Below are 22,232 nucleotides of genomic sequence, written 5' to 3' on the forward strand. Positions count from 1 at the left end.
TCGACATGAACATCGGAGACGTTGCCCGACAATCGGGTGTGCCCCCAAAAACAATCCGCTACTACGAGGACATCGGGCTGATCCGCCCGAACCGTAGCGAGAACGGCTACCGCGCGTTCACCGAGAGCCACGTTCACAAGCTGGCGTTTCTGGGTCGCGCACGGGCCTTGGGGTTCACCATCGAAGATTGCAGGACGCTCCTGTCGCTCTACGAGGATGAAAACCGCGAAAGCATGCAAGTGAAGGCGGTTGCGGAAGACCATCTGCGCCAGATCGAGGAAAAGATCGCGAAACTGCAATCCATGCGCGCGACGCTCGCCGAACTGGTGGAAAAATGTGCCGGGGATCACCGGCCCGACTGCCCCATCATCGAGGATCTGTCGCCGGAGCGGTTGGCCAAGTGACAGGCAAGAAGGGGCGGTACCTCAGAACCAGATCGCGCGGACCGGCATCCAGATACCCATGAAGATCATCATCAGGTTTTCCGTCAGCGAAATGAACCCCAGCGGGACGGAACTGTCACCGCCGACGCAGGCGCATTTCAGCTCTCTCTTGTCGATATAAACAGCCTTGAACACGCTGACAGCGCCGACCGTGCCGATAAACAGGGCGACAGGCGCCGAGAGCCACAGCAGCGCGCCGGCAGTCATCAGGACACCTGCCAACGCTTCGCCGAACGGGTAGACCTTGCCGTATCGCACCCATTTGCGCGCCAGCAGATCGTAGTTGAGGAACATCGTCGAAAACCCTTCGACATCCTGCAATTTCTGGATCGCGAGAATGGTCATGGACAGCGAAATGAACCATTCGAACCCCCGCAAGGTAAGGACCGACCCGTACTGGTGCCAAGACAGGCCCAATGCCAACAGCGCGGCAACGGAAAAGATCGCGATGACCGGCTGGTAGGTCGTGTCGCTTTGCTCTTCCTCGGGTGGGTCAATGTCGAAAAACACCCTGAGATCATCGTAACCGCCGATCCGTTCGTCCCCGATGAAAGTCTGCGGCGTCGTCTCGACCCCGTGCTTCTCCATGAAAGCATCGGTGTCTTCACGGGTGTCAAGCGGATGGTCTTCCACCTCGAAGCCTTGCCGCTCCAGCAGGTCTTTCGATTTCAGACCGTAGGGGCAGACATGGCCCGGCATGACCATGCGATAAAGCTGCGCGGATTTACTGTCTGTGTCGCGGGGCATGTCCTTTCCTCCTTATCCGCTGCACGTAAGTTGACCACGGAACCCGGCTTCGTAGTCGGTTCCCGCGCTGACGATCAGATCGGTCAGGTCACCGTTCGTCTCTGCGATCTCGGCCGACAGCGGGCCTTCAGAAAATGCATTTTCGCCCTGCGCATTCAGGCGCACCAGATCACCGCTGATCTTCATTGCGGCGGCAGACCCTTCGCCGGTTTCACCAGTCACCAGTACAGCCGGACTGTCCGAGGTGTAAGCAAAGCGGCAATTTCCGCCATTCGGGAACACCGCAGCGATTTCGTCTTCCGTCAGAAACTCAGGATCGACCTTCGACACGACCTCCGTTTGAAGCGCCTGTTGCGCATCCACAACCTGCGCCGGCGTTTCGCTTCGCGTGGCCGATGCTTCGCCGTTTGCTCCAATGTCAGCAATAAGGTAGCGCATTTCGGCGATTTCCTTGTCCTGCGCATAGATAATGTCGTCTGCGAGCCCCCGGACGCGCGGGTCGGTGATCTCGGCACGAGTCGACGTCATGATGGCGATCGAGTGGTGCGGGATCATGGCGCGCATGTAGGACCTGTCCTGCACCGTGAATTGCCCGCGAACCAGCCAGAGGCTCGCCGCGAAAAGGACTATTGCGCCAACGAAAATCGCGATGTTGGCTTTGGTGTTCTGATACATGGACAACATGTACGCCAACATGATCACGGCCATGGTCGCCCCCATCAGGATGGCCATGTAAAGGCGTGTCTCCGAAAAGAAGATATGGCCCCAAAGATAGGTGTTCAGGTACATCAGAACGAACATGACCACGGTCGATGTTCCGATCATCATAAAGAATCGTGAGTAGTGCATTTCCAGTCACCTCCTTGCAGTTCTCTGTAAAACAACAACATTCCAGCGCTGGAGAGTTCCAAAAGCACGAATTTTCGTAGTTTCAAGGCAACAAAGGCGCGTCGTTTGCCCCGGTTCACGGCTTCTTTTCTTTGCCCCTGACGCGCACTGAATTTTCATGGGTCCGAGGAGATCGCGCCATGCAGAATTTCCCGAGACGAGAATTGATTTGTGCCGGAGCGATGGGTTGCTTTCTGCCCACAACTGCCTGGGCCCACAAAGTCAAATTGCCCGAACGGTTCGAACCACAATTGGTAAACACCCGTCGTGGTGACTGGGTTAAAGGCGATGTCCACGTCGTTCCCGACGATTTTTTCCTTTATTTCATGCTCGAGGACGGGATGGCGATCCGCTACGGGGTCGGGGTAGGGCGCAAAGGTTTGTACGAACCCGGAGAGTTCACGGTAGCGCGCAAGGCCAAATGGCCATGGTGGCGGCCAACGAACGCCATGATCCGGCGCGAGCCACGCAAATACGCAAAGTACAAGGATGGACTGAAAGGCGGGCCAAACAACCCGCTCGGGGCCCGCGCGCTCTATCTCTACGATGCCGAGGGACGCGATACCTATCTTCGCATTCATGGAACGAACGCCCCGGAGACAATTGGGTCTGCCGTGTCGAATGGATGCGCGCGGTTGACGAATGAACATGTGAAGGATCTGTACGAACGCGTTGAAATCGGCGCCCGCGTCTTCCTGTATCCCAAAGTGACAACGGCGTGAGGAGTGTTCTGTCGCCTTGAAGTTCCTCTTCCGGAAATGGCACAAGTGCGGCAGTTGGCGAAAGCCAGTCTATCATTCATGAGGTGACGGAATTGTCTTTGAGCCGGAGGTCTTTCCTTGGCGGGATGACCGTTGCGCTGGCTGGTACCCGCTTGCCAGCAGCGACACACGAGTTGATCCTCGCGCCCCAATCGATCAAGGCGCACCTTGCTGGGTACGACGTGTCGATGTTGGGCTTCAACGGTGGTCTGCCGGGCCCAGAAGTCAGAATGCGACAAGGACAAACCGCCCGCATTACCCTCGATAACCGATTGGAGGAGGGCGCTCTCGTTCACTGGCATGGGTTGCGGGTTCCAAATCGGATGGATGGTGTCAACGTCCTCACTCAGGATGTGGTCATTCCGGGCGACTCGTATCGTTATCAATTCGGCGTCCCGGATGCCGGCACGTATTGGTATCACTCGCATTACCTGTCTTACGATCAGGTCAGCCGCGGTCTTTTCGGCGCCTTCATCGTCGAGGAGCAAAATGCGCCGGCTGTCGACCATGACATCGTTGTTCAGTTCTTCGATGTCTTGCTGGATCAGTCCGGGCAGTACGACGAAGCGTTCAACCCGGCCCACTTCGCAACCGAGGGCCGTATCGGCAATACGGTCACGGCACTTGTTTTCGATGGAACCGGCAAGACTGTGAAACGAGGCGACCGTCTGCGACTGCGTCTCATAAATCCCTCTATCGACAGGGTGTACCGTGTCGGCCTGGATGGTTTGATAGGCAAGATCGTTGCACTGGATGGCATGCCTCTGGCGCATCCTCGGACGCTCGAACCGATCCTTCTCGCTCCGGGGCAAAGATGCGATGTGATTGGTGATGCGACCGGGCCTATTAGATTCGACGACAGCTTTGGAGAACAGACGTTGAGCCTTGGCGAAATCGCTGTTTCCGGTTCCCGTGAGCCCGCGAAAGCGCCCATCACCGCATTGCCCGCCAACCGAATGCCCGCCCCGAAAGACCCCGGCCAAACCGCGGAGCTGGTGCTCCAGGGAGGTGCGGGAAGCGCGTCCCACAACGGCACAGGGACATGGGCGCTCAATGACGTATCCGGCCTGCCTCGAAGGCCTTTCCTATCCGCCGCGCAGGGGACGACCGCGCGCATTTCGATCCGCAACGAAACCGGGTTCCCACACGTCATGCATCTGCATGGCCACCATTTCTGGGAACTCGATGCGGCGGGTGAAGCCGGTCCATACCGGGACTCGACCTATCTGGATACCGGCGAGACGCGGGATATTCTCGTCGTCCTGGACAATCCGGGATCGTGGATGCTGCATTGCCACATGTTGAGCCACCAAGCCGACGGTATGGCAACGTGGATCAGAGTCGGCTGAGGGTCGAGACGGATACATACCGTTACAAATCTCTGAATGATAACAGGCCTTTCGCCGTCTACGTAACCTGACAAGCGAGAAACAGGTCCATCGACTGCCAATGGGAGCGTTCATTGACCCTGACACCAAAATCTCTCGGCATGACTGCGGCGGCAGGATCAGCCGCCTTGCTGTTGGGGGCCTTCGTTTTCCAGGCTCTTGGGTACGCGCCGTGCGCAATGTGCATCTGGCAACGCTACCCACACGCAATCGCCATTGGAATGGGCGCTCTGTTGCTCTTTGCTCTGCCGATTTTGCCAATCCTGATAATCGGTGCCCTGTCGGTACTCAGCACATCCGCGTTGGGAGTGTTTCATACCGGTGTCGAGCGCGGCTGGTGGGAGGGACCGACTTCTTGCACGGGATCCGGCCTCGATGTTTCCCAAATGTCGGTATCGGAATTGCTGCCCTCTGCCAGTTCAAATACGTCCAATCTTGTTCTGTGCAGTGAGGTTGTCTGGGAATTTCTGACGTTGTCCATGGCCAGTTGGAACGCGATCCTAAGCGGTGTCCTTGCTTGCCTCTGGTTGGTCGCGATCGCAAGACATCAAAAGGTTCGGTGGCATGGGGTCGCGGACGTTTCTTGAATCGTCCCGCATTCATCGAAAACAAACAAAGGGCTTCGCTTCATGGTTACAAGACGACACTTCCTTGCACTTTCCGGCTCGCTGTTTTCAGCGTCTCTGAGTTCGCCAGCATTCGCTAAGACCTGGCCGTCAACAGCCGAAAAAGCAGCTTGGGATGCGCAGATCACGCCCGCCAACTATGACCCGGCAACAACCAACCCATGGGGGCTGCATCCCAGGCTGCTGCCGCAACGCGTTTTGGCGAATGACGGTTTGCGCCCGGGTGACATTCACGTCGATGCGATCGCGCGCTATCTGTACCATATCGAGGAAGGTGGCACCGCGATGCGATACGGGGTGGCGATTGCCAAGGGCGATCTCTATGAACCCGGCACCTATACGATCCGCCGAAAGGTCGAATGGCCGCACTGGACGCCAACGCAGTCAATGATCGAACGCGATCCGGAGGCTTACGAGCGGTTTGCCGACGGTATGGAGCCCGGCCCCAACAATGCCTTGGGCAGCAGGGCTTTGTATCTATTCGTCGGAGATCGGGATACGTACCTTCGAATTCACGGAACGCCGAGCCCTCGCAGCATTGGCGGCCGGGCCAGTTCGGGATGCGTGCGCATGGTGATGGCCCACATCAATGATCTCTATCCGAATGTCGCTGTCGGATCGACGGCGTTCCTTTACTCGGCCGAAGACAGCGTTACCGCTCGAAGCTAACCTATTGCATCTTTGGCTCACACGCCGAGGACTGCGTCGTGCAGGGACATCTTCCAATGAATTGTTGGACGAACACTCACGGCTGTGTCGCAAGTGAACTTTCGAACTGTGCGATCGCTACGGATTTGTCGTCCTCATCGTTCTCGAACAGCTTTGTGGTTCGCACGCCCGGCAACTTGCCAAAATCCGCCATCAGGCGCTTTGGAAAAAATGTGCGTCCGATGGATTCAAATCCTGGTAATTGTCTGAGTACCGCGGAGGTACTGGCACTACAAAAACCGGAAGCGGCTGGGCCGCTGGCAATTGCAAGGCGCAAAGCCTGCTCCGCGACTTCGGGAGACACATCGATCTCTTGTATGACGACATGGTAGGTCTCGCGAGCATGAGCCCGCGCATAAAAATCGGCCACTTGTGGAGTAATGCCATAAAGCACATCTCCCCGTTCCGGTACAGCGCTCAGCCGGACCGTTCCTGCCGGATCGAAGATAACACGCTGCGACCCATTAATCATGACGCTGCTATGCGCACCCGCCCCGGACCTGTTGTTGATCATGGTGTACAACGTCAGCGCGGCCGGTCCATCGTGACGGTAGGATGCGCTACTGATGACTTCGGCTGAAGCATCCGGGCGCATGTCGTTTCCTGCACCGCACCCCGCCAAAATTACCAAGGTTAGAACTGAGAAAATGCGGTTCAAAAAGAGCACCCTGCAGCCTCCTGCCATGGGTTGAATGATTGAATTTTCGGGATATTCAGGGCCTCTAGCAATCTCGACATCAACTCTTCCGGATTTCACCTCTACCGAAACATGGGTTCGGTTTCGGTTGGTATACGGATCCTCGACACCTTTTTTTCTGGATATCGCATGTTTCAGATGAAGAGGAGCGTTCGCCCCGAATTGATTTGTCGCAATTTGTAACAGACCCCGCCTTTGTGACCTCGCGATACAAAACACCGGCTCGCGTGGCATTCCGCATCTGCAGGTGCCCCCCATATGCTGGGTATCGCAACACTGACACGAGGTGATCGAAATGAAACGCAACACTTTACTCGCTGCAATGACCCTGGCTGCAACCGCCCTTGGCGGTGCCGCATTCGCGGACGCCAACCACGGGCGTGGGGGACAATTTGGCGCCCAGAGCGGACCAGGCATGATGCAGAACGGTGGTCCCGGTATGATGGGGAACATGGGCGGAATGATGGACATGATGAAGCGCATGCACGGAAACATGATGGGCGCAGGCATGATGGGCGCAGGCATGGGCAGTGGTATGATGAGCCCAGGCATGGCTGGCGGCATGATGCAAATGTTCGACACTGATGGAGACGGCACAACGACGCCGGAAGAAATGCGCACGCAGCTGCAGGCCAAGCTTTCCGAGTTTGACAGCGACGGGGATGGAAGCCTCTCGATTACCGAGTTTGAAGCTCTCCACAGCGCGATGATCCGCGAAATGATGGTGGATCGCTTCCAACACCTCGATGCCGATGGCGACGGCGCGGTGACGCCGGAAGAGATGGCCGCTCCTGCCGATAGGATGGAGCGGATGCAGATGATGCGGTCGAATATGGCAGATGCGCCTGCGCGGCCTGGCAACGGTCAGGGCATGGGCAACGGCTCCATGATGCAGGACAACTGAGCCAATGGGTGCCGGTTTTTTTCCGGCACCCGTCCTCACAACCCCAAAACCATTCGCGGTCGGGACATTGAACCGAACCGCGACCTGAACCGTTTAGCCTCGGTATGCCAACAAATAGAGACACGGAAAGGAAAATTCCCATGGCCTATACCTATGATCGCGTCCTGAAAGACACCAAAATCGATGACGCAGAGATGCGTGTTCGGGATGCTTTGGCAGACAAGGGCTTCGGCGTTCTGACTGAGATTGACGTCAAAGCGACGATGAAAAAGAAACTTGATGCGGACATGCCGCCTTACCGCATCTTGGGGGCCTGTAATCCGGGCATGGCGCACAAAGCCATCGAGATCGAGCCTCGCATCGGTGCGATGCTTCCCTGCAATGTTATCCTGCGGCAACTGGACGGCGACACCGAGGTCAGCGCGGTCGATCCTGTCGCTTCGATGCAGGCGGTGCAGAACCAAGACCTGGACGCGGTCGCCGGCGAAGTCCGCGATCTCCTTCGGGACGCCCTCGACACCGCGTGATGGCGGGATGGGCGTTGGATGCCCTGTCGCAGATCGAGCGCCTTTAGCGGTGCTCGATCAATGCCATCTAATCCCCACGTAAATTCCTGATGAGGAACTCACCCAGTGCTGCCAGCGGGATTGCCATTTCCGGATATTGGAACCGACCTCTTCTCCTTCGACATCGGGGGGGTCACATTCGCACTCCGCTGGTACGCGCTAGCCTATATCTTCGGTATCCTGATTGGCTGGCGCATTTGTTCGAGTGCCATAAGCCGTCCCGCGCTCTGGACGTCAGCTGGACCGCCGCTTGACCGAACGCAGATCGAAGATCTTCTGACGTGGATCATCATCGGCGTGATTGCTAGTGGTCGCCTGGGCTTTGTACTGTTCTACCAGCCCGCATATTATCTCGCCAATCCCTTGGAAATTCTGATGGTCTGGCAAGGCGGCATGTCTTTCCACGGGGGGTTCGCGGGAGTTGTCATCGCGGCCTTGCTGTTCTGCCTTAGACAGAACGCGTCATTGCTCAGCACTGGCGACTTGCTGGCTTTGGCAACACCACCAGGCTTGTTTCTTGGAAGGCTGGCGAACTTCACCAACAATGAGTTGTGGGGGCGTCCAACGGACGTTCCCTGGGCGGTGATCTTTCCCGGCGAAGTCGCGCAGGCCTGCCCAGGGGTTAGCGGCCTCTGCGCCCGACACCCGTCCCAGCTGTACGAGGCGGTATTGGAGGGGCTCATTCTTGGAATACTGCTCATTTATCTCGCTTGGGGCCGGGGCTGGCTGAAAATGCCCGGTGCCTTGGCTGGCGTGTTTCTGACCGGCTATGGTCTTGCCCGAAGTTTCGTCGAGATGTTCCGGCAACCGGACCAACAATTTGTGACGGCGGACAACCCGATCGGCCATGCGCTTCATTTTGGTGAGTGGGGTTTGACCATGGGCCAGTTGCTCTCCATGCCAATGGCGCTGGTCGGGCTGGCGTTGATCGTGTTCGCCCGGCGGGAACGGGGCCGGACAGCGCCACCCCGCAGAGCCGCAATGTAATCGCCGTACTGATCTCTCTTGACCCTCCCGCGGATGGAAGCCCTAGGCAAGAGAAGCATTCTCGGAAAGGACCGCAAAATGAGCACTCCCGACAGTTCTGAAACCACAGCAGCTTCTTCGGTATTCGTTTGCCCCATGCACCCTGAGGTGCGGCAGGACGAGCCCGGCAATTGTCCGAAATGCGGGATGCACCTCGTGCCGGAATCGGAGCTCGAGGTCCATTCAGCACATGATCATCACGAACACCACGCGGGTGCCACGCCGGCCGATGGCCGATATGATCTGGTTCCTACAGGACATGATGGTCCCATTTTCACCTGCCCGATGCACCCTCAGGTGCGGCAGCCTGATCCGGGCGCGTGTCCGATCTGTGGTATGGGATTGGAACTGGAATCCGGTGTGCCGGGCGATGAAGGTCCAAATCCCGAACTGGTGGATTTCACACGGCGGTTCTGGGTCGGCACAGTCCTGACGATCCCGCTCCTTGTCCTCACGATGGGGCCATTCGTCGGTTTCCCCGCAGTCCGGACTTTTTTTGGCGAAAGCACCACACAATGGATCGAATTGATCCTGGCAACGCCAGTGGTCTTGTGGTGCGGCTGGCCGTTTCTGGAACGCGGATGGATTTCGTTCCGCACATTGAACCTCAACATGTTCTCCCTGATCGGCATGGGCGTTCTTGCCGCCTGGCTCTTCAGCGTCGTTGCCGTTCTCGCACCGGACATATTCCCTGATGGGTTCCGAGACTCCGAAGGCCATGTCGGCGTCTATTTCGAGGCGGCGGCGGTGATCGTGACGCTGGTGCTGCTCGGCCAGGTGATGGAACTACGCGCCCGCGAGGGGACCGGCAAGGCGATCCGCGCGCTTCTCGACATGGCGGCAAAGACCGCGCGGGTCATCCGGGACGACGGATCCGAGAAGGAAATCCCGCTGGAGGACGTGCAAGTCGGGGACCGGCTGCGCGTGCGGCCCGGTGACAAGGTGCCGGTCGATGGCGTGGTTCTGGACGGCCGGTCCTCGGTCGACGAAAGCATGATCTCCGGTGAACCCGTGCCGGTCGAGAAGACCGAGGGCGACCCGCTGACCGGCGCGACGATCAATGGCACCGGCAGTCTGGTGATGGAGGCGACGCGTGTCGGGTCCGACACGATGCTGGCTCAAATTGTCGAGATGGTGTCGAACGCGCAGCGCTCGCGCGCCCCGATCCAGAAATACGCCGACAAGGTGGCGGGATATTTCGTTCCGGCCGTCATCGGTATCGCGGTCCTGTCCTTCATCGCCTGGGCGATCTGGGGGCCCGCGCCTGCGCTTTCCTACGCATTGATTTCGGCGGTGGCGGTTCTGATCATCGCCTGTCCTTGTGCGCTTGGCCTGGCGACACCGATGTCGATCATGACAGCGACAGGACGGGGCGCTCAGGCAGGGGTGCTGATCAAGAACGCCGAGGCGCTGGAGCGGTTCGAGAAAGTCGATACCCTGATCGTCGACAAGACCGGCACGTTGACCGAAGGCAAGCCGCGGCTTGTCGACGTACTCCCGCAACCCGGCCACGACGAAGCCGAGGTCTTGCGTCTCGCCGCATCGCTTGAGCGCGGATCGGAGCACCCCTTGGCCGAAGCGATCGTCAGGGGTGCGGAGGAGCGAGATGTCAAAATGGACGAGGCACGGGACTTCGAGGCGGTCACTGGCAAGGGCGTCAAGGGGGTCGTTGACGGCAAAGCGGTCGCGCTCGGCAATTTGGCGATGATCCGCGAATTGGGGCTCGAGGCGGGCGCGTTGACCGCCAAGGCCAATGCCCGCCGCGACGAAGGCGAGACGGTCATGTTCGTTGTGCTGGATGGCGAGATCGCCGGTCTAGTTGCTGTCGCCGACCCAGTGAAGGAGACCACGCCAGAAGCCATCGAGGATCTGCATGAACTGGGGTTCCGCGTCATCATGGCGACCGGCGACAACGAACGCACGGCCAAGGCCATCGGCACGCGGCTCGGAATCGATGAGATCCGGGCCGACGTGCTGCCGGAGGACAAGGCGCGGATCATCCTTGAGTTGCAAGAGGCGGGCCACAAGGTCGCCATGGCCGGGGATGGCGTCAACGACGCCCCCGCGCTCGCGCAGGCCGATGTCGGCATCGCCATGGGCACCGGCGCCGATGTGGCCATCGAAAGCGCGGGCGTCACGCTGGTCAAGGGCAACCTTGATGGTATCGTGCGTGCGCGGCGGCTCGCCCGGGCCACGATGCGCAACATCCGCCAGAACCTGTTCTTCGCGCTGATCTACAACGCCTCCGGCGTGCCGGTCGCGGCGGGAGTTCTGTTTCCCTTCTTTGGCATCCTCATCAGTCCGATGTTTGCTGCCTTCGCCATGAGCGCGTCGTCAATCTCGGTGGTGCTCAATTCGCTGCGCCTTCGCGGCGTTCGTATCTAGAAGCGCGCAACAGCGTTCGGATGAACCAAAATTAAAAGGGGGCCATTTATGCAGAGCGAAAAAGAAACGTACCGCGAAAATTCCATCAGTCTGGGCGGAGCCGTTGCGATGGGGACAGGCGTGATGATCGGCGCTGGAATCTTTGCGTTGACGGGGCAAATCGCGCAGCTCGCCGGCCCGCTTTTCCCGCTTGCATTCATCGCCGGCGCGGTCGTCACAAGCTTCAGCGCCTACAGCTACATCAGGATGTCGAACAAATGGCCGTCCTCGGGTGGCATCGCCATGATCCTGCAGAAATGCTATGGCCCCGGAGCCATCGCGGGCGGGGCCGCACTGCTGATGGCGCTCAGCATGGTGATCGCGGAAAGCCTCGTCGCGCGAACCTTCGCCACCTATGTCCTGCGCCCTTTCGATATCGAAGGTGGCCCATTGGTCCCCGCTCTGGCTGTGGCCGTGATCGTTTTCGCCTTTTTGGTGAACATGGCCGGAAACCGCTCGGTCGGGCTGTTCTCGTTGATCATGGCCGCGATCAAGATCGGAGGCATAGCTCTGTTTGGCATCGCGGCCCTGTGGTCCAGTGGTTTTGCGTTCGCCGCGGCGTCCGAGACCTCACAATCCTACGGGCTCACGGGGTTCATCGCCTCTACGGCGCTGGCCATCCTTGCGTTCAAGGGATTCACCACGATCACCAACAGCGGAGCCGAGATCACTGAACCAAATCGCAATGTTGGCCGAGCGATCATGTTCTCTATCGGAATCTGCGTCGTCGTCTACCTGTTGGTCGCCTACGGGGTCGGTTCGAGTCTCACGATCGAGGAGATCATCTCAGCGCGTGACTATTCGCTGGCACAAGCGGCGCAGCCCGCCCTTGGACAAACCGGCTTCATACTCACGGTGATCCTGGCCGCTGTCGCAACGGCGTCCGGCGTTCTGGCCAGCGTCTTCGCGGTGTCGCGTATGCTGGCGATGCTGACCGACATGGAAATGATCCCGCACAGCCACTTCGGTATGCCAGGTCCCATCCAACGCCACACCCTGGTCTATACTGTCGTCATCGCCGCGACGTTGGCCGTGCTCTTTGATTTAGGCCGGATCGCATCCCTCGGTGCTTTCTTTTACCTCGTCATGGACATGATCATACATTGGGGCGTGTTCCGCTATCGTCGAGCAGACGTCGGCGCCTTCGGTATCGTGCTTTTGACTGCCCTGGCGCTCGATGCGATAGTACTGGCAGCTTTCACCGTGATGAAGCTTCAAAGCGACCCGATGATCGTTCTCTACGCCGCTGTCGGGATGATCGCTGTGTTCGCCTTCGAGCGCGTTTACTTGTCGCAATGGGTGGCACCGCAAGTCGCCCCCGCCCACGCCCACGGTGATTAGCCTGCCATCACCTGGCCTGAAGAGATGCGATGCCTTGTGCGCCGATCGTGATCAGCCCGACCGACAAGGCAAACGCAGCCAGGGCAAGCAGCATCACGCCCGTGTTCATGGGCAAGCGACGTACAACCGGTCCAAGAAATTCCGACCGCCCGAAAGCCGAGACGTAGAGCGGCAACGCGCTTATCATAGTCGCATAGAGGTAAACGCCGGAGATGTTCTCGAAAAACGCCGAACGCGCAAGAGTCGGGGATACAACCGCCAAAGCGGTTGAACGATTGCCGCCGAATGACCCGAACCAGTCGGCAGATAGAACGTATATCAGCACGTGGAGACCTGGAAAGAGAAGGGCTCTGAGCAAGACATCGACCAGCACGAAAAACGCCGTGTCTCTTGAGCCCGCCTTTGGTTGCTTTGTCATAGCGAAAAGGAAAAAACTGACATAGTTGACGGCAAAAACCACGGGCAAACCGTTGGTCGCAACCTGCCTTAGTAAGCGCATGAGTGCCGGTCCGCCGGCAGCAAGAGCCGGAGCAAAGCCCGGAGCCAGTAAGACGTAGAACAACAGGACCGGCAGTAATGCAGCGAAGCTGAACAGCAGGACATTTCTAACAAACTGAGCCGCGGGCATACTGATAGAGAAAAATCTATCCATTGAAATAGCCTGCCATGTGGGCACCACTAGGTCGATGATACGGGGCGTTGTTGCACAAGTCTGACGCCTCAGGATTCCCTTCGCGAACCCATGCTGTTAGCCGCATTCCATGAGCAACCCATCTCCCGCCCGCTATCGTACGACCAACTGGTCCAGCTACAACGCATCGCTGCGCAAGCGGGGGTCCCTGCTGATCTGGGTCGACGAAGACATCACTTGGCGCGCGCCCTCACCGCCGCCCTCCTAGCCGGCACGATATCATTTCTGTCCCCCTGCGTGCTACCTCTTGTGCCAGGTTATGTCTCCTACGTAACCGGGCGCACAGCCGCTGAGGGCGGGGTGGTCGGCGCTTCGCCGTCGCGCGCGGTCTGGCTGAGCCTGTGTTTTGTCCTCGGCTTCTCCACCATCTTCATGGGACTTGGCGCATCCGCGACTGCAATGGGTCAGGCCCTGCTTCGGTGGCGGTATGAACTCAACCTCGTTGGGGGCGGCATCATCATTTTCTTCGGGCTCTTCATGATAGGAGCCGCGCGTGTTTCGGTCATGGAACGCGACTTCCGATTCAATCTCAACATCCCCGGGGGCCAACCCGCTGCGTCCTATGTCCTCGGTCTTGCCTTCGGTTTCGGCTGGACTCCGTGCATCGGCCCGATCCTCGGCGCGATCCTGACAGCCAGTGCGGCGAGTGCCACGATGGGCGAAGGTATCATGCTGCTTGCCGTCTATTCCGCCGGCCTTGGAATACCGTTTCTGATCGTGGCCGGATTCACCGACCAGATCGCGGGACGGTTGCGGGCCATCGGCCGGGTTGGCCGCCGCCTCCACCAGCTTGCGGGCATAGTGATGATCTTGATGGGGCTGGCGATGATGACAGGGCAGTTGAGCGCGCTGTCATACTGGATGCTCGACGTATTTCCGGTTCTGGGACGGATCGGATAGCTCCATTAGTAGCAGCGTCTATTGATAACAGAAAATTTTCTTGAACCTCTAGTAGCTTTAGGAGTTAAGCCACCGACAAAGAACGGCACCATGGAGCAAGTTGCCAATAACGCCTCACTCCTTCCCGGGCGAACAACACTGCGTTCGGGGTAAGGTTCGGTTTGCCGTCCAATGCGTGAACGGAGCAATCTATATGCTGACAAGACGACATTTCATCCAGACGACCACCGCGCTGTTTTCGGCATCGATATCCAGCCCGCTCCTTGCAGACACGTGGCCTACCGATGCGCAGAAGGCAGCTTGGGACGCACAGGTTACACCTCCCGGCTACGACCCGGCCACGTCCAACCCTTGGGGCCTTCACCCTCGCTTCCTGCCACAGCGGGTCCTCGCGAAGGACGGACTTGTACCCGGTGATATCCATGTCGATGCTGTTGCGCGCTATCTCTACCACATCGAAGAAGGCGGCACGGCGATGCGCTATGGCGTGGCGATCGCGCGCGGTAAACTTTACGAACCGGGCACCTATACGATCAAGCGCAAGGTCAGGTGGCCGCATTGGCAGCCGACACAAAACATGATCGACCGCGACCCAGAGCTCTACGCCGATATCGCTGACGGTATGGAACCCGGACCTGAAAACGCGCTCGGATCGCGAGCCCTCTATCTCTTCGTCGGCGACCGAGACACCTATCTAAGGATTCACGGGACACCGTATCCAAGAAGCATTGGCGGCCGTGCGAGTTCCGGCTGCGTCCGAATGGTCATGGCACACATCAATGATCTCTATCCCAACGTCGAGATTGGCTCGACGGCATTCCTGTACTCGGCGGAAGACAGCGTCACCCCGAGAAGTTGACTGGCGCATCATGTGTTACGCGTGGGCTTGACGCATCTATGGGCTGATCAGGACTGGCGCGAAGTGCAGATGGGGTTGCCACCTGCCGAGCGTAGCGGAACCAAGGTGTTTTCCACCGGACCGCTGTGTTCATACCAATAACAGCCATCCTCGGGACGAAGCCGCGCCGTGGTGAGATCCTGACCAGGCGCAGCAAGGGCAATGACGGCCTCGGGAACACTTCCCACTTCGTTGCGAGCGCCGCCGTCGTCCAGCGTTGGCACCGCGCAGCCAGCAAGCACCAATGTCGCTGCGATAATCGGCGCGTTTCGTTTCTGCATGTCTACCTCACTCATTCTGATCGCTTCGTACCGGCAAGCGTTGCTCCAACCGCGTCGTTTCAAGGGGGCGGCTAGCTTCAAGCCTCCGCAGGGCGCCTTTCTTGCTGGACGAATATCCACTTGTTGCCCTTGAAGCTCTAGTTACTGTAGGGGCTATGTCAATGTGGAATCAATGAATCCTGAGGTCAATCCATGTCTTCCGACGGCAACCGCAACGATCACGGCCATCCGGGTGATCAAGAGCATTCTGACCCAAGAGGCAACTCCTGTTGCGACGCCAGCAAGGACGTCGCGTCCACGGCGCCAGCGCCGTCTGGCGGAAGGAGCTTTCAGGTCTCCGGGCTCGATTGCGCCGAAGAGGTGGCGATCCTGAACCGGGTTGTCGGGCCGAAAGTGGGCGGAACCGAACACCTGGCATTCGACGTGATCAACGGGCGAATGACCATCCTCGATAGCGCCGAGAGGATACCAGACGACGAAGTCACGCAGTTGGTCGCAACGACCGGCATGAGCGCCAAGCCATGGGATGCCGACAACGCAGCAGAGGACCAGGCGGCGCATCTGGCACGTCAGAAGCGCTTTACCTCGTTGAGCGGCGGCTTCTGGGCGGCGGGATTCCTTTTTCACATTGTCGAGACCGGCATGGGCGGCGCGCTCGGGCTCTTTGCGGGCCATGGCGAGGTGCCTATGCCTATGGTGGAAGCAGGGATCTTCGCCGTCGCGATTCTTTTTGGCGTCTGGCTTGTCGCGCCCAAGGCCTGGTCTTCGGCGCGGAGGCTTAGCCCCGACATGAACCTGCTCATGGTGGTGGCCGTCGCGGGCGCCATCGGCCTCGGCGAGTTTTTTGAGGCCGCGACGGTCGCCTTCTTCTTCTCGCTTTCGCTTTATCTTGAGAGCTGGAGCGTGGGGCGGGCGCGTAATGCGGTTTCCGCGCTCCTCGATCTGGCGCCGCCAACGGCGCGGGTTCTTTACGACGACGGATCTGAATCCGACGTTCCGGCCGCGGCCGTGGCAGTCAATGCAAGGTTTATCGTGCGCGGCGGCGACCGGATCCCCCTCGACGGTGAGGTCGTGGACGGGGCAGGGGCCGTCGATCAGGCCCCAATTACTGGGGAAAGCGCGCTAGTGCCCAAGGAACCAGGCGACGAGGTCTATGCCGGCACGATCAACGGCGAGGGCACACTGACGGTGCGGGCGACGAAGGCCGCCTCGGACACGGTGCTCGCGAAAATCATTCGCATGGTGGGCGATGCCCATGCCCGCCGCGCGCCGGTCGAACAGTGGGTGGCCAAGTTCGCGCGCATCTACACACCCATCGTGATGGCTTTGGCGATCGCCATCGCGCTGGTGCCGCCACTGCTGCTCGGCGGCGCCTGGGACTACTGGTTCTACAATGCTCTGGTCCTTCTGGTCATCGCATGTCCTTGCGCGCTGGTCATTTCTACGCCGGTCTCCATCGTGGCAGCGCTGACCGCGTCGGCACGGGCGGGGGTGCTCATCAAGGGCGGCGCCTATGTCGAGGCGCCGGGGCGGACCACGGCACTGGCGATGGACAAGACCGGGACGATCACCATGGGCGAGCCTGAGGTGGCGGCGGTTCACCCACTGGTCGGCGTTTCCGCACGCGATCTCATGGCGCTGGCAGCAAGCCTGGAGGCGCGGTCTTCACACCCGCTGGCACGCGCCATCCTCTCGCGCGCCGAAGCCGATGGTGTTTCCGTGTCTGCCGCAGAGGACACCCGTACCGTGCCCGGGCGCGGTCTGGAAGGACGCGCCGACGGGCGCGCTATCTGGCTCGGCTCGGATCGCTTCGCCGAAGAGAAGGGGTTCGGCAATGCCATTCCGGCGGATCTGCGGGATCGGATCGAAGGGGCAGGGAGCACCCTCGTTGCCGTGGGTGACGAGACCGGCGTGACCGGCGTACTGGAGCTTCGCGACCGCATCCGCCCAGATGCAAAGGGGATCGTTGCGCGTCTGCATGCGCAGGGTGTGAAGACCATCGTGATGTTGACGGGCGACAACGAACGCACCGCGCGCGCGGTGGCAGCCGAAGTCGGCATCGACGAGGTGCGCGCCGAACTTTTGCCAGAAGACAAGGTGACGGCCATTGAGGAACTCGTCGAAAGCCACGACATGGTGGCGATGATCGGCGACGGTGTGAATGACGCACCGGCCATGGCGCGGGCGCATTATGCCATCGCCATGGGCGCTGTCGGATCGGATGCCGCGATCGAGACGGCCGACATCGCGCTGATGACCGACGACATCGGCAAGGTACCCTGGCTTATCGGCCATTCGCGCCGTGCCATGACGATCATCCACCAGAATATCGGCATATCGCTGGCGACCAAGGCGCTGTTCGTCGGGCTGACCGCGTTCGGTATGGCCTCAATGTGGGGCGCCATTGCTGCGGATGTAGGCGTGTCTCTGCTGGTGGTCGCCAACGCACTTCGGCTCCTGAACGGCCATCAGGTTGAGGCCGGGCCTTCAGGCGGAGAACCGGTGGGCGAGCAGATGGCGAAAGGAGCACTGGCGCACGGTCATTGATCCGGCGGTTTCGGTAGCTCGATATCGCTTTTGCGGTCCAGCCACGCCAGCGCCCCGACAGAGAATTCCGAACCCCGGTAGGGTTCCGTCCAGGCGGTCTCGATGTCGTCCCAGGGCAGCGGCTCGAGATTTCCAAGAAAGAGCGTCAGACGGTAGGCCGCTGCCTCGGGAAGCCAAGGCGCCTCCTTGGCCGGCGTCGCGGCGACAGGTCCGGACAGGAGGAGCGCACTTGCGAGTGTGGCGAGCAGCACTCTCATAATATTTCGCATCACCACGGCCTCCAAAGTAAAAAGTTAGACATGGCTAACTTATCTACCCGAAGCAAACAAGTTGTCAATCCCGCTGTTTCGCTGCAAAGTCCCGAGTATGACAAAGCTACAATCACAAGGGCGTGAGCCATTCGAAGCGGTCGACCGGGCTCCCGAGGCGCAGGCCGATGGCTTTGCGACCGTGCGTCAGGCACATGAAAGCGAGATGGCGGAGGATTACGTCGAACTGATCGCGGAACTGATCGAGACGCGCGGGGAGGCCAGACCGGTCGAGATCGCCGAGCGGCTTGGCGTGAAGCCGCCGACCGTGACCAAGAACATCTCGCGGCTCAAGGCTGCTGGTCTGGTCCGGCGGGAGCCATACCGCGCGATATTCCTCACCGATGCCGGGCAGGACCTCGCGGAGATCTGTCGACGCCGCCACAGGGTCGTCGTCGCCTTTCTTCTGAGCCTGGGAATCGACGAAGAGACCGCGGAACGCGATGCGGAAGGGATCGAGCATCACGTCAGCGGGACGACATTGGAGGCGTTCGAGCGACGGCTCAATCAGAAATGAGCTCGCCTAGATGCACATTCGCGCGATTCTCTATCGGGACCTCGAGCTATCAGGTCTTCAAGCCGCTGACACGTTTGCGCAATTTCGAAGCTCGCTAGCCGAGAACCCGCGACAGCACGATGGTTGCAAACAGGGCGACAAGTCCGAAGGCGATCGCAGACGCTACCGCATATTGGAGGATATCCAGGTGATTCCCCCTCCTCCGTCGTGCCAGATAGCCACCCCAGATCGCGCCTCCGATAGCGCTCACGATCACAAGCATCAGGATACCTCCGTTCCAAAATGCCGCGCATCGGGATCTCGTCCGAGCAAACTGGCCAGCCAGCCGAAGACCCAGCACCCAAAAACAAGAACCAACAAGGTCCAGTCGCCGAACCGCGCATAGGGCGTTGGAGTACGCGCGCCCGGCAGGCCGGCATCAATGGTGCCTGTTTCCCCGGTATCAAGACGCGCGACGACATTTCCATTGGCGTCGATGATCGCGGATATTCCAGTGTTGGCCGCCCGGACCACGGGAAGTCCCTCCTCGACCGCGCGCATCCGCGCGGAGGCGAGGTGCTGCTCGGGTCCGATGCTGGTTCCGAACCAGGCATCATTTGTGGCGTTGAATATCCAGTCGGGGCGGAAAAGGTCATCGACCACGTGGCCCGGAAAGATGATCTCGTAACAGATCGCCACCGCGACCAGAGGCGCGCCAGGGATCGCCAGCGTGCGCGGCCCTGGTCCCGGCGTGAAATCGCCCAACCCTTCGGTCAGCCGCTCGATGGGCAGCCAGCCTTTCAGGGGCACATATTCCCCGAACGGAACAAGATGATGTTTTGCATACCCCGTCAGAACCTCGCCGCTGCCGTCATAGGCCTGAACCGTGTTGAAATATCTGGTTCCCCCATCGCCCTCCACTCGGTCAGGCGCACCTGTCAGTAGGATCCTGCCGTCTGGCAAAGCTGCAGATATCCGCGCGCGTGCCGCAGCATCTTCGTCCAGAAAGCCGGGGAAGGCCGTTTCCGGCCAAAGCAGCAAATCGAAACGTCCGGGTTGCGCGGACAAGCCCAGGTATTTTTCCAAGGTTCGCTGGCGGCTGCCCGGTACCCACTTCTCGACTTGTGGCACATTGCCTTGGACGATGCGCAAAGCAACGTCTGTCGGCGGCACGTCCTGCCCTGACCGAAGCGCACCGCCAACCCAGAAACCCGCCACAGCAACGGCGAAGAGCACGAGAACAGGCGCGCGTCTCTTTGGCGCCGCCACAGTCAACACACCTGGCAATATGCCGATGAAGACCGTGAGAAAGCCCAAACCGTAGCTTCCGACCCAGGCGGCGGGTTGGCGCAGGGCGGCATAGTCGACAAGGGCATAAGCGGCAAGGTTCCAGGGAAACCCTGTCAGGACATGACCCCGCAGCCATTCCGTGGCCACCCAGCAGGTTGCAAACAGCAGGCCCGCCGCAATGCCGCCGACAGCTCGGCGCTGCATGATGGCGGCAAAAAGCATCGCCGCCATGCCCGGGAAGATGGCAAGTCCGGCGGACAGACCCGCGACCGCCGGAATCGCCAGTGCGCCGAAACGTTCGGCATCGACGTAAAAGCTCTCGGCGATCCAGGAAATTCCAATCCCGAATTGGCCCAGTGCGAAAGCCCAACCGACAAGGAAAGCGCGCGAGGTTGAGATGTTCCGGAGAACGATAAAGAGCACGGAGAAGGCGACAGGGACCGCGATGAGCCAAGAAAACGGCGGAAGAGTCAAAACCGTCAATCCGCCGGCAGCAAGGGCAAGACCCATGCGCTGGAACAGGTTCAGGTCCTCACTAACGAACTGCGGCAATCCCGGCTTCATGAATCGGTCTGAAGTCGAGCGCCAACCCACGGCGCAATGAGCAGCAGCATCACGCCGCCAACCACAAAAACATCGGCCATGTTGAAGGCAGGCCAGTGCGCCGTCCCGATGTAGAAATCGAGGAAATCCGTCACCGCACGATAGCGCAGGCGGTCCAGAATATTGCCGAGTGCACCGCCGATGATCGCACCATAGGCAATGGCCTCGACCCGGCTGCTGGTACGGACCAGCATGAACGCCAGCCAGACGCAGATGCCAAGCGCCAGTAAGACAAGGCTCCACCACGGCGCGCCGCCGAGAAGCCCGAAGGTCACTCCGTCATTGCGCAGGTAGATGAGATTGAAGCCGGGAAAGACCGATACGCCGGAACTAAGAACAGTCGCATTGGACACAACGATTGCCTTCGTTGCCTGATCGACAAGAAAGGCGATCAGCGCAGCAAGCAGACCGACGAAGAGGCAAGTTCTCATCAGCTTATCCCAGCCAGACGTCGAGGAACAACATGATCACAAGACCAACGGCGAGGCCGAGCGTCGCCCTGTTCTGATGGCCGGATCGGTGGGTTTCCGGAATGATCTCGTGGCTGATGACGTAGAGCATCGCACCTGCTGCGAAGGCGAGACCCCAGGGCAGCAGCGGTTGCGAAAGACTGATAATCCCTGCGCCGAGAAGTCCACCGACGGGCTCGACGAGACCGGTCAGAGCGGCGATGCCCCAGGCGCGAAGCCTGGAATAGCCCTCGCCGAGCAACGAAACCGCCACCGCCAGACCTTCGGGGGCATTCTGTAATCCAATACCGATCGCAAGTGGCAACCCGCCCGACAAACCGTCAGCCCCGAACCCGACGCCGACGGCAAGCCCTTCGGGAAAATTGTGGATAGTGATCGCGATGATGAAAAGCCAGACGCGCCGCAGCGATGCGGCGTCGGGACCTTCCCGCCCCGTCTTGAAATGTTCATGCGGTAGCCGTTCGTTCATCAGAGCGATCGCGCCCATGCCAAGCAGGATCGCAACACATACGATGGCCGCCGGGAGAGCACCGTTGTCGAACTGTCCTTCAGCTGCGTCGAGAGCCGGGATGATCAGCGAGAAGAACGAAGCCGCGAGCATGACACCCGCCGCGAAGCCAAGCAGCAGATCGCGCGTGGCCCGGGACGGGATGCGCCCAAAAAGAACGGGGACCGCCCCGACCGCGGTCAGCGATCCGGCGGCCAGGCTTCCAAGAAAGCCAAGCGCTATGGGGGAGAGGGGTTCCAATTGTTAAGGTTCTGCCGCGAGTTCAGTCAGGAGCCGAGTAGCTGGTGTAGACCTCGGTCGATCCGTCTTCGTGGATCAGGAAGACATCGTAAGCCTCCCGGTCGTCCTCCGGTCCCATGCCGGGCGACCCGTAGGGCATTCCCGGCACCGCCAGGCCTACCGCGTCTGGCCGGTCCTCCAGCAGGCGTTGGATGTCAGCCGCCGGCACGTGGCCCTCGATCACATAGCCGTCGACCAAAGCCGTATGGCAGGAGACCATGCGCTGCGGCACGCCATTGTCGAGTTTGAAGCGCACAAGAGATCCTCCGAACATGTCCTCGCCCATCGGCGCGAAGCCATTCTCCTCGAGGTGCTTCATCCAGGACAGGCAACAGCCGCAGCCGTTTGTCTTCCGGACGTCGATCTGAATCGCCTCTGCGACGGCCTGCGCCGCAGGAAGCAAGGCAAATGCGATGGCAAGGGCGGGAGTAAATCGTTTCAT

The 22,232-nt window shown here is 59.9% G+C and carries 24 protein-coding genes and 1 pseudogene; 15 read left to right on the forward strand and 10 right to left on the reverse strand.

Annotated features, from left to right (window positions below):
• Positions 1 to 5: 5 nt before the first annotated feature.
• On the forward strand, positions 6 to 404 hold the full coding sequence (gene cueR / locus BMI87_RS19070; protein ID WP_078523125.1) for a Cu(I)-responsive transcriptional regulator: 399 nt from the start codon (positions 6 to 8) through the stop codon (positions 402 to 404).
• Between the two features lie 21 nt (positions 405 to 425).
• Here the strand turns inward: cueR and BMI87_RS19075 are convergent, their stop codons facing one another.
• Positions 426 to 1,190 (reverse strand): MauE/DoxX family redox-associated membrane protein, encoded by a 765-nt coding sequence (locus BMI87_RS19075; RefSeq protein ID WP_012187037.1) that lies wholly within the window; start codon positions 1,188 to 1,190, stop codon positions 426 to 428.
• Between the two features lie 12 nt (positions 1,191 to 1,202).
• Entirely contained in the window at positions 1,203 to 2,039 is an 837-nt protein-coding gene (locus tag BMI87_RS19080; protein ID WP_012187184.1) for a DUF305 domain-containing protein, read from the reverse strand.
• Positions 2,040 to 2,218: 179 nt separating this feature from the next.
• Between BMI87_RS19080 and BMI87_RS22965 the strand changes: the two genes are divergently transcribed.
• From BMI87_RS22965 to BMI87_RS19100, 4 genes are all read left to right on the forward strand, one after another.
• Positions 2,219 to 2,800 (forward strand): L,D-transpeptidase, encoded by a 582-nt coding sequence (locus BMI87_RS22965; RefSeq protein WP_078523126.1) that lies wholly within the window; start codon positions 2,219 to 2,221, stop codon positions 2,798 to 2,800.
• Positions 2,801 to 2,925: 125 nt separating this feature from the next.
• Positions 2,926 to 4,188, forward strand: a complete 1,263-nt coding sequence (locus tag BMI87_RS19090; RefSeq protein ID WP_078523127.1) for a multicopper oxidase family protein — start codon at positions 2,926 to 2,928, stop codon at positions 4,186 to 4,188.
• Between the two features lie 140 nt (positions 4,189 to 4,328).
• The gene (locus tag BMI87_RS19095) at positions 4,329 to 4,814 is read left to right on the forward strand and encodes a disulfide bond formation protein B (protein WP_008327308.1); all 486 of its coding nucleotides are present in this window, start codon (positions 4,329 to 4,331) and stop codon (positions 4,812 to 4,814) included.
• A gap of 42 nt (positions 4,815 to 4,856) precedes the next feature.
• Positions 4,857 to 5,522: a L,D-transpeptidase gene (locus tag BMI87_RS19100; RefSeq protein ID WP_012187180.1), complete on the forward strand. Its 666-nt coding sequence runs from the start codon at positions 4,857 to 4,859 to the stop codon at positions 5,520 to 5,522.
• A 76-nt stretch (positions 5,523 to 5,598) separates the two neighbouring features.
• Here BMI87_RS19100 and BMI87_RS19105 read toward each other — a convergent pair whose 3' ends face one another.
• Positions 5,599 to 6,156: a hypothetical protein gene (locus tag BMI87_RS19105; RefSeq protein WP_012187179.1), complete on the reverse strand. Its 558-nt coding sequence runs from the start codon at positions 6,154 to 6,156 to the stop codon at positions 5,599 to 5,601.
• A 397-nt stretch (positions 6,157 to 6,553) separates the two neighbouring features.
• Here BMI87_RS19105 and BMI87_RS19110 point away from each other — a divergent pair, with 397 nt between their 5' ends.
• The 5 genes from BMI87_RS19110 (at position 6,554) to BMI87_RS19130 (ending at position 12,519) form a co-directional block, all read left to right on the forward strand.
• Entirely contained in the window at positions 6,554 to 7,162 is a 609-nt protein-coding gene (locus tag BMI87_RS19110) for an EF-hand domain-containing protein (RefSeq protein ID WP_012187178.1), read from the forward strand.
• A 140-nt stretch (positions 7,163 to 7,302) separates the two neighbouring features.
• The gene (locus tag BMI87_RS19115; protein WP_007803435.1) at positions 7,303 to 7,689 is read left to right on the forward strand and encodes a DUF302 domain-containing protein; all 387 of its coding nucleotides are present in this window, start codon (positions 7,303 to 7,305) and stop codon (positions 7,687 to 7,689) included.
• Positions 7,690 to 7,794: 105 nt separating this feature from the next.
• Positions 7,795 to 8,715 carry a prolipoprotein diacylglyceryl transferase gene (lgt, locus tag BMI87_RS19120; RefSeq protein ID WP_078523128.1) on the forward strand — a complete coding sequence of 307 codons (921 nt, stop codon included), beginning with the start codon at positions 7,795 to 7,797 and terminating at the stop codon, positions 8,713 to 8,715.
• Between the two features lie 78 nt (positions 8,716 to 8,793).
• Positions 8,794 to 11,139, forward strand: coding sequence for a copper-translocating P-type ATPase (locus tag BMI87_RS19125; protein WP_243445044.1), 2,346 nt, complete (start codon positions 8,794 to 8,796; stop codon positions 11,137 to 11,139).
• 48 nt (positions 11,140 to 11,187) lie between these two features.
• Complete coding sequence (locus tag BMI87_RS19130; RefSeq protein WP_046212134.1) at positions 11,188 to 12,519, forward strand: APC family permease; 1,332 nt, start codon at positions 11,188 to 11,190, stop codon at positions 12,517 to 12,519.
• Positions 12,520 to 12,526: 7 nt separating this feature from the next.
• Here the strand turns inward: BMI87_RS19130 and BMI87_RS19135 are convergent, their stop codons facing one another.
• Entirely contained in the window at positions 12,527 to 13,171 is a 645-nt protein-coding gene (locus tag BMI87_RS19135) for a hypothetical protein (protein ID WP_007803445.1), read from the reverse strand.
• A gap of 109 nt (positions 13,172 to 13,280) precedes the next feature.
• Here BMI87_RS19135 and BMI87_RS22280 point away from each other — a divergent pair.
• The 3 genes and pseudogenes from BMI87_RS22280 to BMI87_RS19145 all read left to right on the forward strand — a co-directional run.
• A pseudogene (locus BMI87_RS22280) lies at positions 13,281 to 13,400 on the forward strand (IS5/IS1182 family transposase); the annotation flags it as partial.
• Positions 13,388 to 14,110 (forward strand): cytochrome c biogenesis CcdA family protein, encoded by a 723-nt coding sequence (locus tag BMI87_RS19140; RefSeq protein ID WP_007803446.1) that lies wholly within the window; start codon positions 13,388 to 13,390, stop codon positions 14,108 to 14,110. The pseudogene BMI87_RS22280 and the gene BMI87_RS19140, both read left to right, overlap by 13 nt.
• Before the next feature lie 193 nt (positions 14,111 to 14,303).
• A complete protein-coding gene (locus BMI87_RS19145) occupies positions 14,304 to 14,969 on the forward strand; it encodes a L,D-transpeptidase (RefSeq protein WP_007803448.1) in 666 nt (221 codons plus the stop codon).
• A 47-nt stretch (positions 14,970 to 15,016) separates the two neighbouring features.
• Here the strand turns inward: BMI87_RS19145 and BMI87_RS19150 are convergent, their stop codons facing one another.
• Positions 15,017 to 15,304, reverse strand: a complete 288-nt coding sequence (locus tag BMI87_RS19150; protein WP_369817429.1) for a hypothetical protein — start codon at positions 15,302 to 15,304, stop codon at positions 15,017 to 15,019.
• A gap of 345 nt (positions 15,305 to 15,649) precedes the next feature.
• Between BMI87_RS19150 and BMI87_RS19155 the strand changes: the two genes are divergently transcribed.
• Positions 15,650 to 17,836, forward strand: a complete 2,187-nt coding sequence (locus BMI87_RS19155) for a cation-translocating P-type ATPase (RefSeq protein WP_007803450.1) — start codon at positions 15,650 to 15,652, stop codon at positions 17,834 to 17,836.
• Here the strand turns inward: BMI87_RS19155 and BMI87_RS19160 are convergent.
• The gene (locus BMI87_RS19160; RefSeq protein ID WP_012187175.1) at positions 17,830 to 18,105 is read right to left on the reverse strand and encodes a hypothetical protein; all 276 of its coding nucleotides are present in this window, start codon (positions 18,103 to 18,105) and stop codon (positions 17,830 to 17,832) included. The genes BMI87_RS19155 and BMI87_RS19160 overlap by 7 nt on opposite strands.
• Before the next feature lie 97 nt (positions 18,106 to 18,202).
• Here BMI87_RS19160 and mntR point away from each other — a divergent pair, with 97 nt between their 5' ends.
• A complete protein-coding gene (mntR, locus tag BMI87_RS19165) occupies positions 18,203 to 18,661 on the forward strand; it encodes a manganese-binding transcriptional regulator MntR (protein WP_008327326.1) in 459 nt (152 codons plus the stop codon).
• A 261-nt stretch (positions 18,662 to 18,922) separates the two neighbouring features.
• On the opposite strand, the gene lnt is transcribed toward mntR, so the two are convergent.
• The 4 genes from lnt to BMI87_RS19185 are packed head-to-tail and all read right to left on the reverse strand — an operon-like array spanning position 18,923 to position 22,232.
• Positions 18,923 to 20,494: an apolipoprotein N-acyltransferase gene (gene lnt, locus BMI87_RS19170; RefSeq protein WP_046212133.1), complete on the reverse strand. Its 1,572-nt coding sequence runs from the start codon at positions 20,492 to 20,494 to the stop codon at positions 18,923 to 18,925.
• Positions 20,491 to 20,964 carry a signal peptidase II gene (gene lspA / locus BMI87_RS19175; RefSeq protein WP_007803461.1) on the reverse strand — a complete coding sequence of 158 codons (474 nt, stop codon included), beginning with the start codon at positions 20,962 to 20,964 and terminating at the stop codon, positions 20,491 to 20,493. Before lspA ends, lnt begins: the two co-directional genes overlap by 4 nt.
• Positions 20,965 to 20,968: 4 nt before the next feature.
• Positions 20,969 to 21,751: a ZIP family metal transporter gene (locus BMI87_RS19180; RefSeq protein ID WP_007803463.1), complete on the reverse strand. Its 783-nt coding sequence runs from the start codon at positions 21,749 to 21,751 to the stop codon at positions 20,969 to 20,971.
• 22 nt (positions 21,752 to 21,773) lie between these two features.
• Positions 21,774 to 22,232: a DUF411 domain-containing protein gene (locus BMI87_RS19185; RefSeq protein WP_007803465.1), complete on the reverse strand. Its 459-nt coding sequence runs from the start codon at positions 22,230 to 22,232 to the stop codon at positions 21,774 to 21,776.

It is taken from the genome of Thioclava sp. F28-4 (genome assembly GCF_002020045.1).
Taxonomy (GTDB): Bacteria; Pseudomonadota; Alphaproteobacteria; order Rhodobacterales; family Rhodobacteraceae; genus Thioclava; species Thioclava sediminum.

Bases quoted from the DNA above. Each gene is read 5' to 3' on its own strand.
- cueR (WP_078523125.1), top strand. From the start codon at position 6: ATGAACATCGGAGACGTTGCCCGACAATCGGGTGTGCCCCCAAAAACA.
- BMI87_RS19075 (WP_012187037.1), bottom strand. From the start codon at position 1,190: ATGCCCCGCGACACAGACAGTAAATCCGCGCAGCTTTATCGCATGGTC.
- BMI87_RS19080 (WP_012187184.1), bottom strand. From the start codon at position 2,039: ATGCACTACTCACGATTCTTTATGATGATCGGAACATCGACCGTGGTC.
- BMI87_RS22965 (WP_078523126.1), top strand. From the start codon at position 2,219: ATGCAGAATTTCCCGAGACGAGAATTGATTTGTGCCGGAGCGATGGGT.
- BMI87_RS19090 (WP_078523127.1), top strand. From the start codon at position 2,926: ATGACCGTTGCGCTGGCTGGTACCCGCTTGCCAGCAGCGACACACGAG.
- BMI87_RS19095 (WP_008327308.1), top strand. From the start codon at position 4,329: ATGACTGCGGCGGCAGGATCAGCCGCCTTGCTGTTGGGGGCCTTCGTT.
- BMI87_RS19100 (WP_012187180.1), top strand. From the start codon at position 4,857: ATGGTTACAAGACGACACTTCCTTGCACTTTCCGGCTCGCTGTTTTCA.
- BMI87_RS19105 (WP_012187179.1), bottom strand. From the start codon at position 6,156: ATGCGCCCGGATGCTTCAGCCGAAGTCATCAGTAGCGCATCCTACCGT.
- BMI87_RS19110 (WP_012187178.1), top strand. From the start codon at position 6,554: ATGAAACGCAACACTTTACTCGCTGCAATGACCCTGGCTGCAACCGCC.
- BMI87_RS19115 (WP_007803435.1), top strand. From the start codon at position 7,303: ATGGCCTATACCTATGATCGCGTCCTGAAAGACACCAAAATCGATGAC.
- BMI87_RS19125 (WP_243445044.1), top strand. From the start codon at position 8,794: ATGAGCACTCCCGACAGTTCTGAAACCACAGCAGCTTCTTCGGTATTC.
- BMI87_RS19130 (WP_046212134.1), top strand. From the start codon at position 11,188: ATGCAGAGCGAAAAAGAAACGTACCGCGAAAATTCCATCAGTCTGGGC.
- BMI87_RS19135 (WP_007803445.1), bottom strand. From the start codon at position 13,171: ATGGATAGATTTTTCTCTATCAGTATGCCCGCGGCTCAGTTTGTTAGA.
- BMI87_RS19145 (WP_007803448.1), top strand. From the start codon at position 14,304: ATGCTGACAAGACGACATTTCATCCAGACGACCACCGCGCTGTTTTCG.
- BMI87_RS19150 (WP_369817429.1), bottom strand. From the start codon at position 15,304: ATGAGTGAGGTAGACATGCAGAAACGAAACGCGCCGATTATCGCAGCG.
- BMI87_RS19160 (WP_012187175.1), bottom strand. From the start codon at position 18,105: ATGCGAAATATTATGAGAGTGCTGCTCGCCACACTCGCAAGTGCGCTC.
- mntR (WP_008327326.1), top strand. From the start codon at position 18,203: ATGACAAAGCTACAATCACAAGGGCGTGAGCCATTCGAAGCGGTCGAC.
- lnt (WP_046212133.1), bottom strand. From the start codon at position 20,494: ATGAAGCCGGGATTGCCGCAGTTCGTTAGTGAGGACCTGAACCTGTTC.
- lspA (WP_007803461.1), bottom strand. From the start codon at position 20,964: ATGAGAACTTGCCTCTTCGTCGGTCTGCTTGCTGCGCTGATCGCCTTT.
- BMI87_RS19185 (WP_007803465.1), bottom strand. From the start codon at position 22,232: ATGAAACGATTTACTCCCGCCCTTGCCATCGCATTTGCCTTGCTTCCT.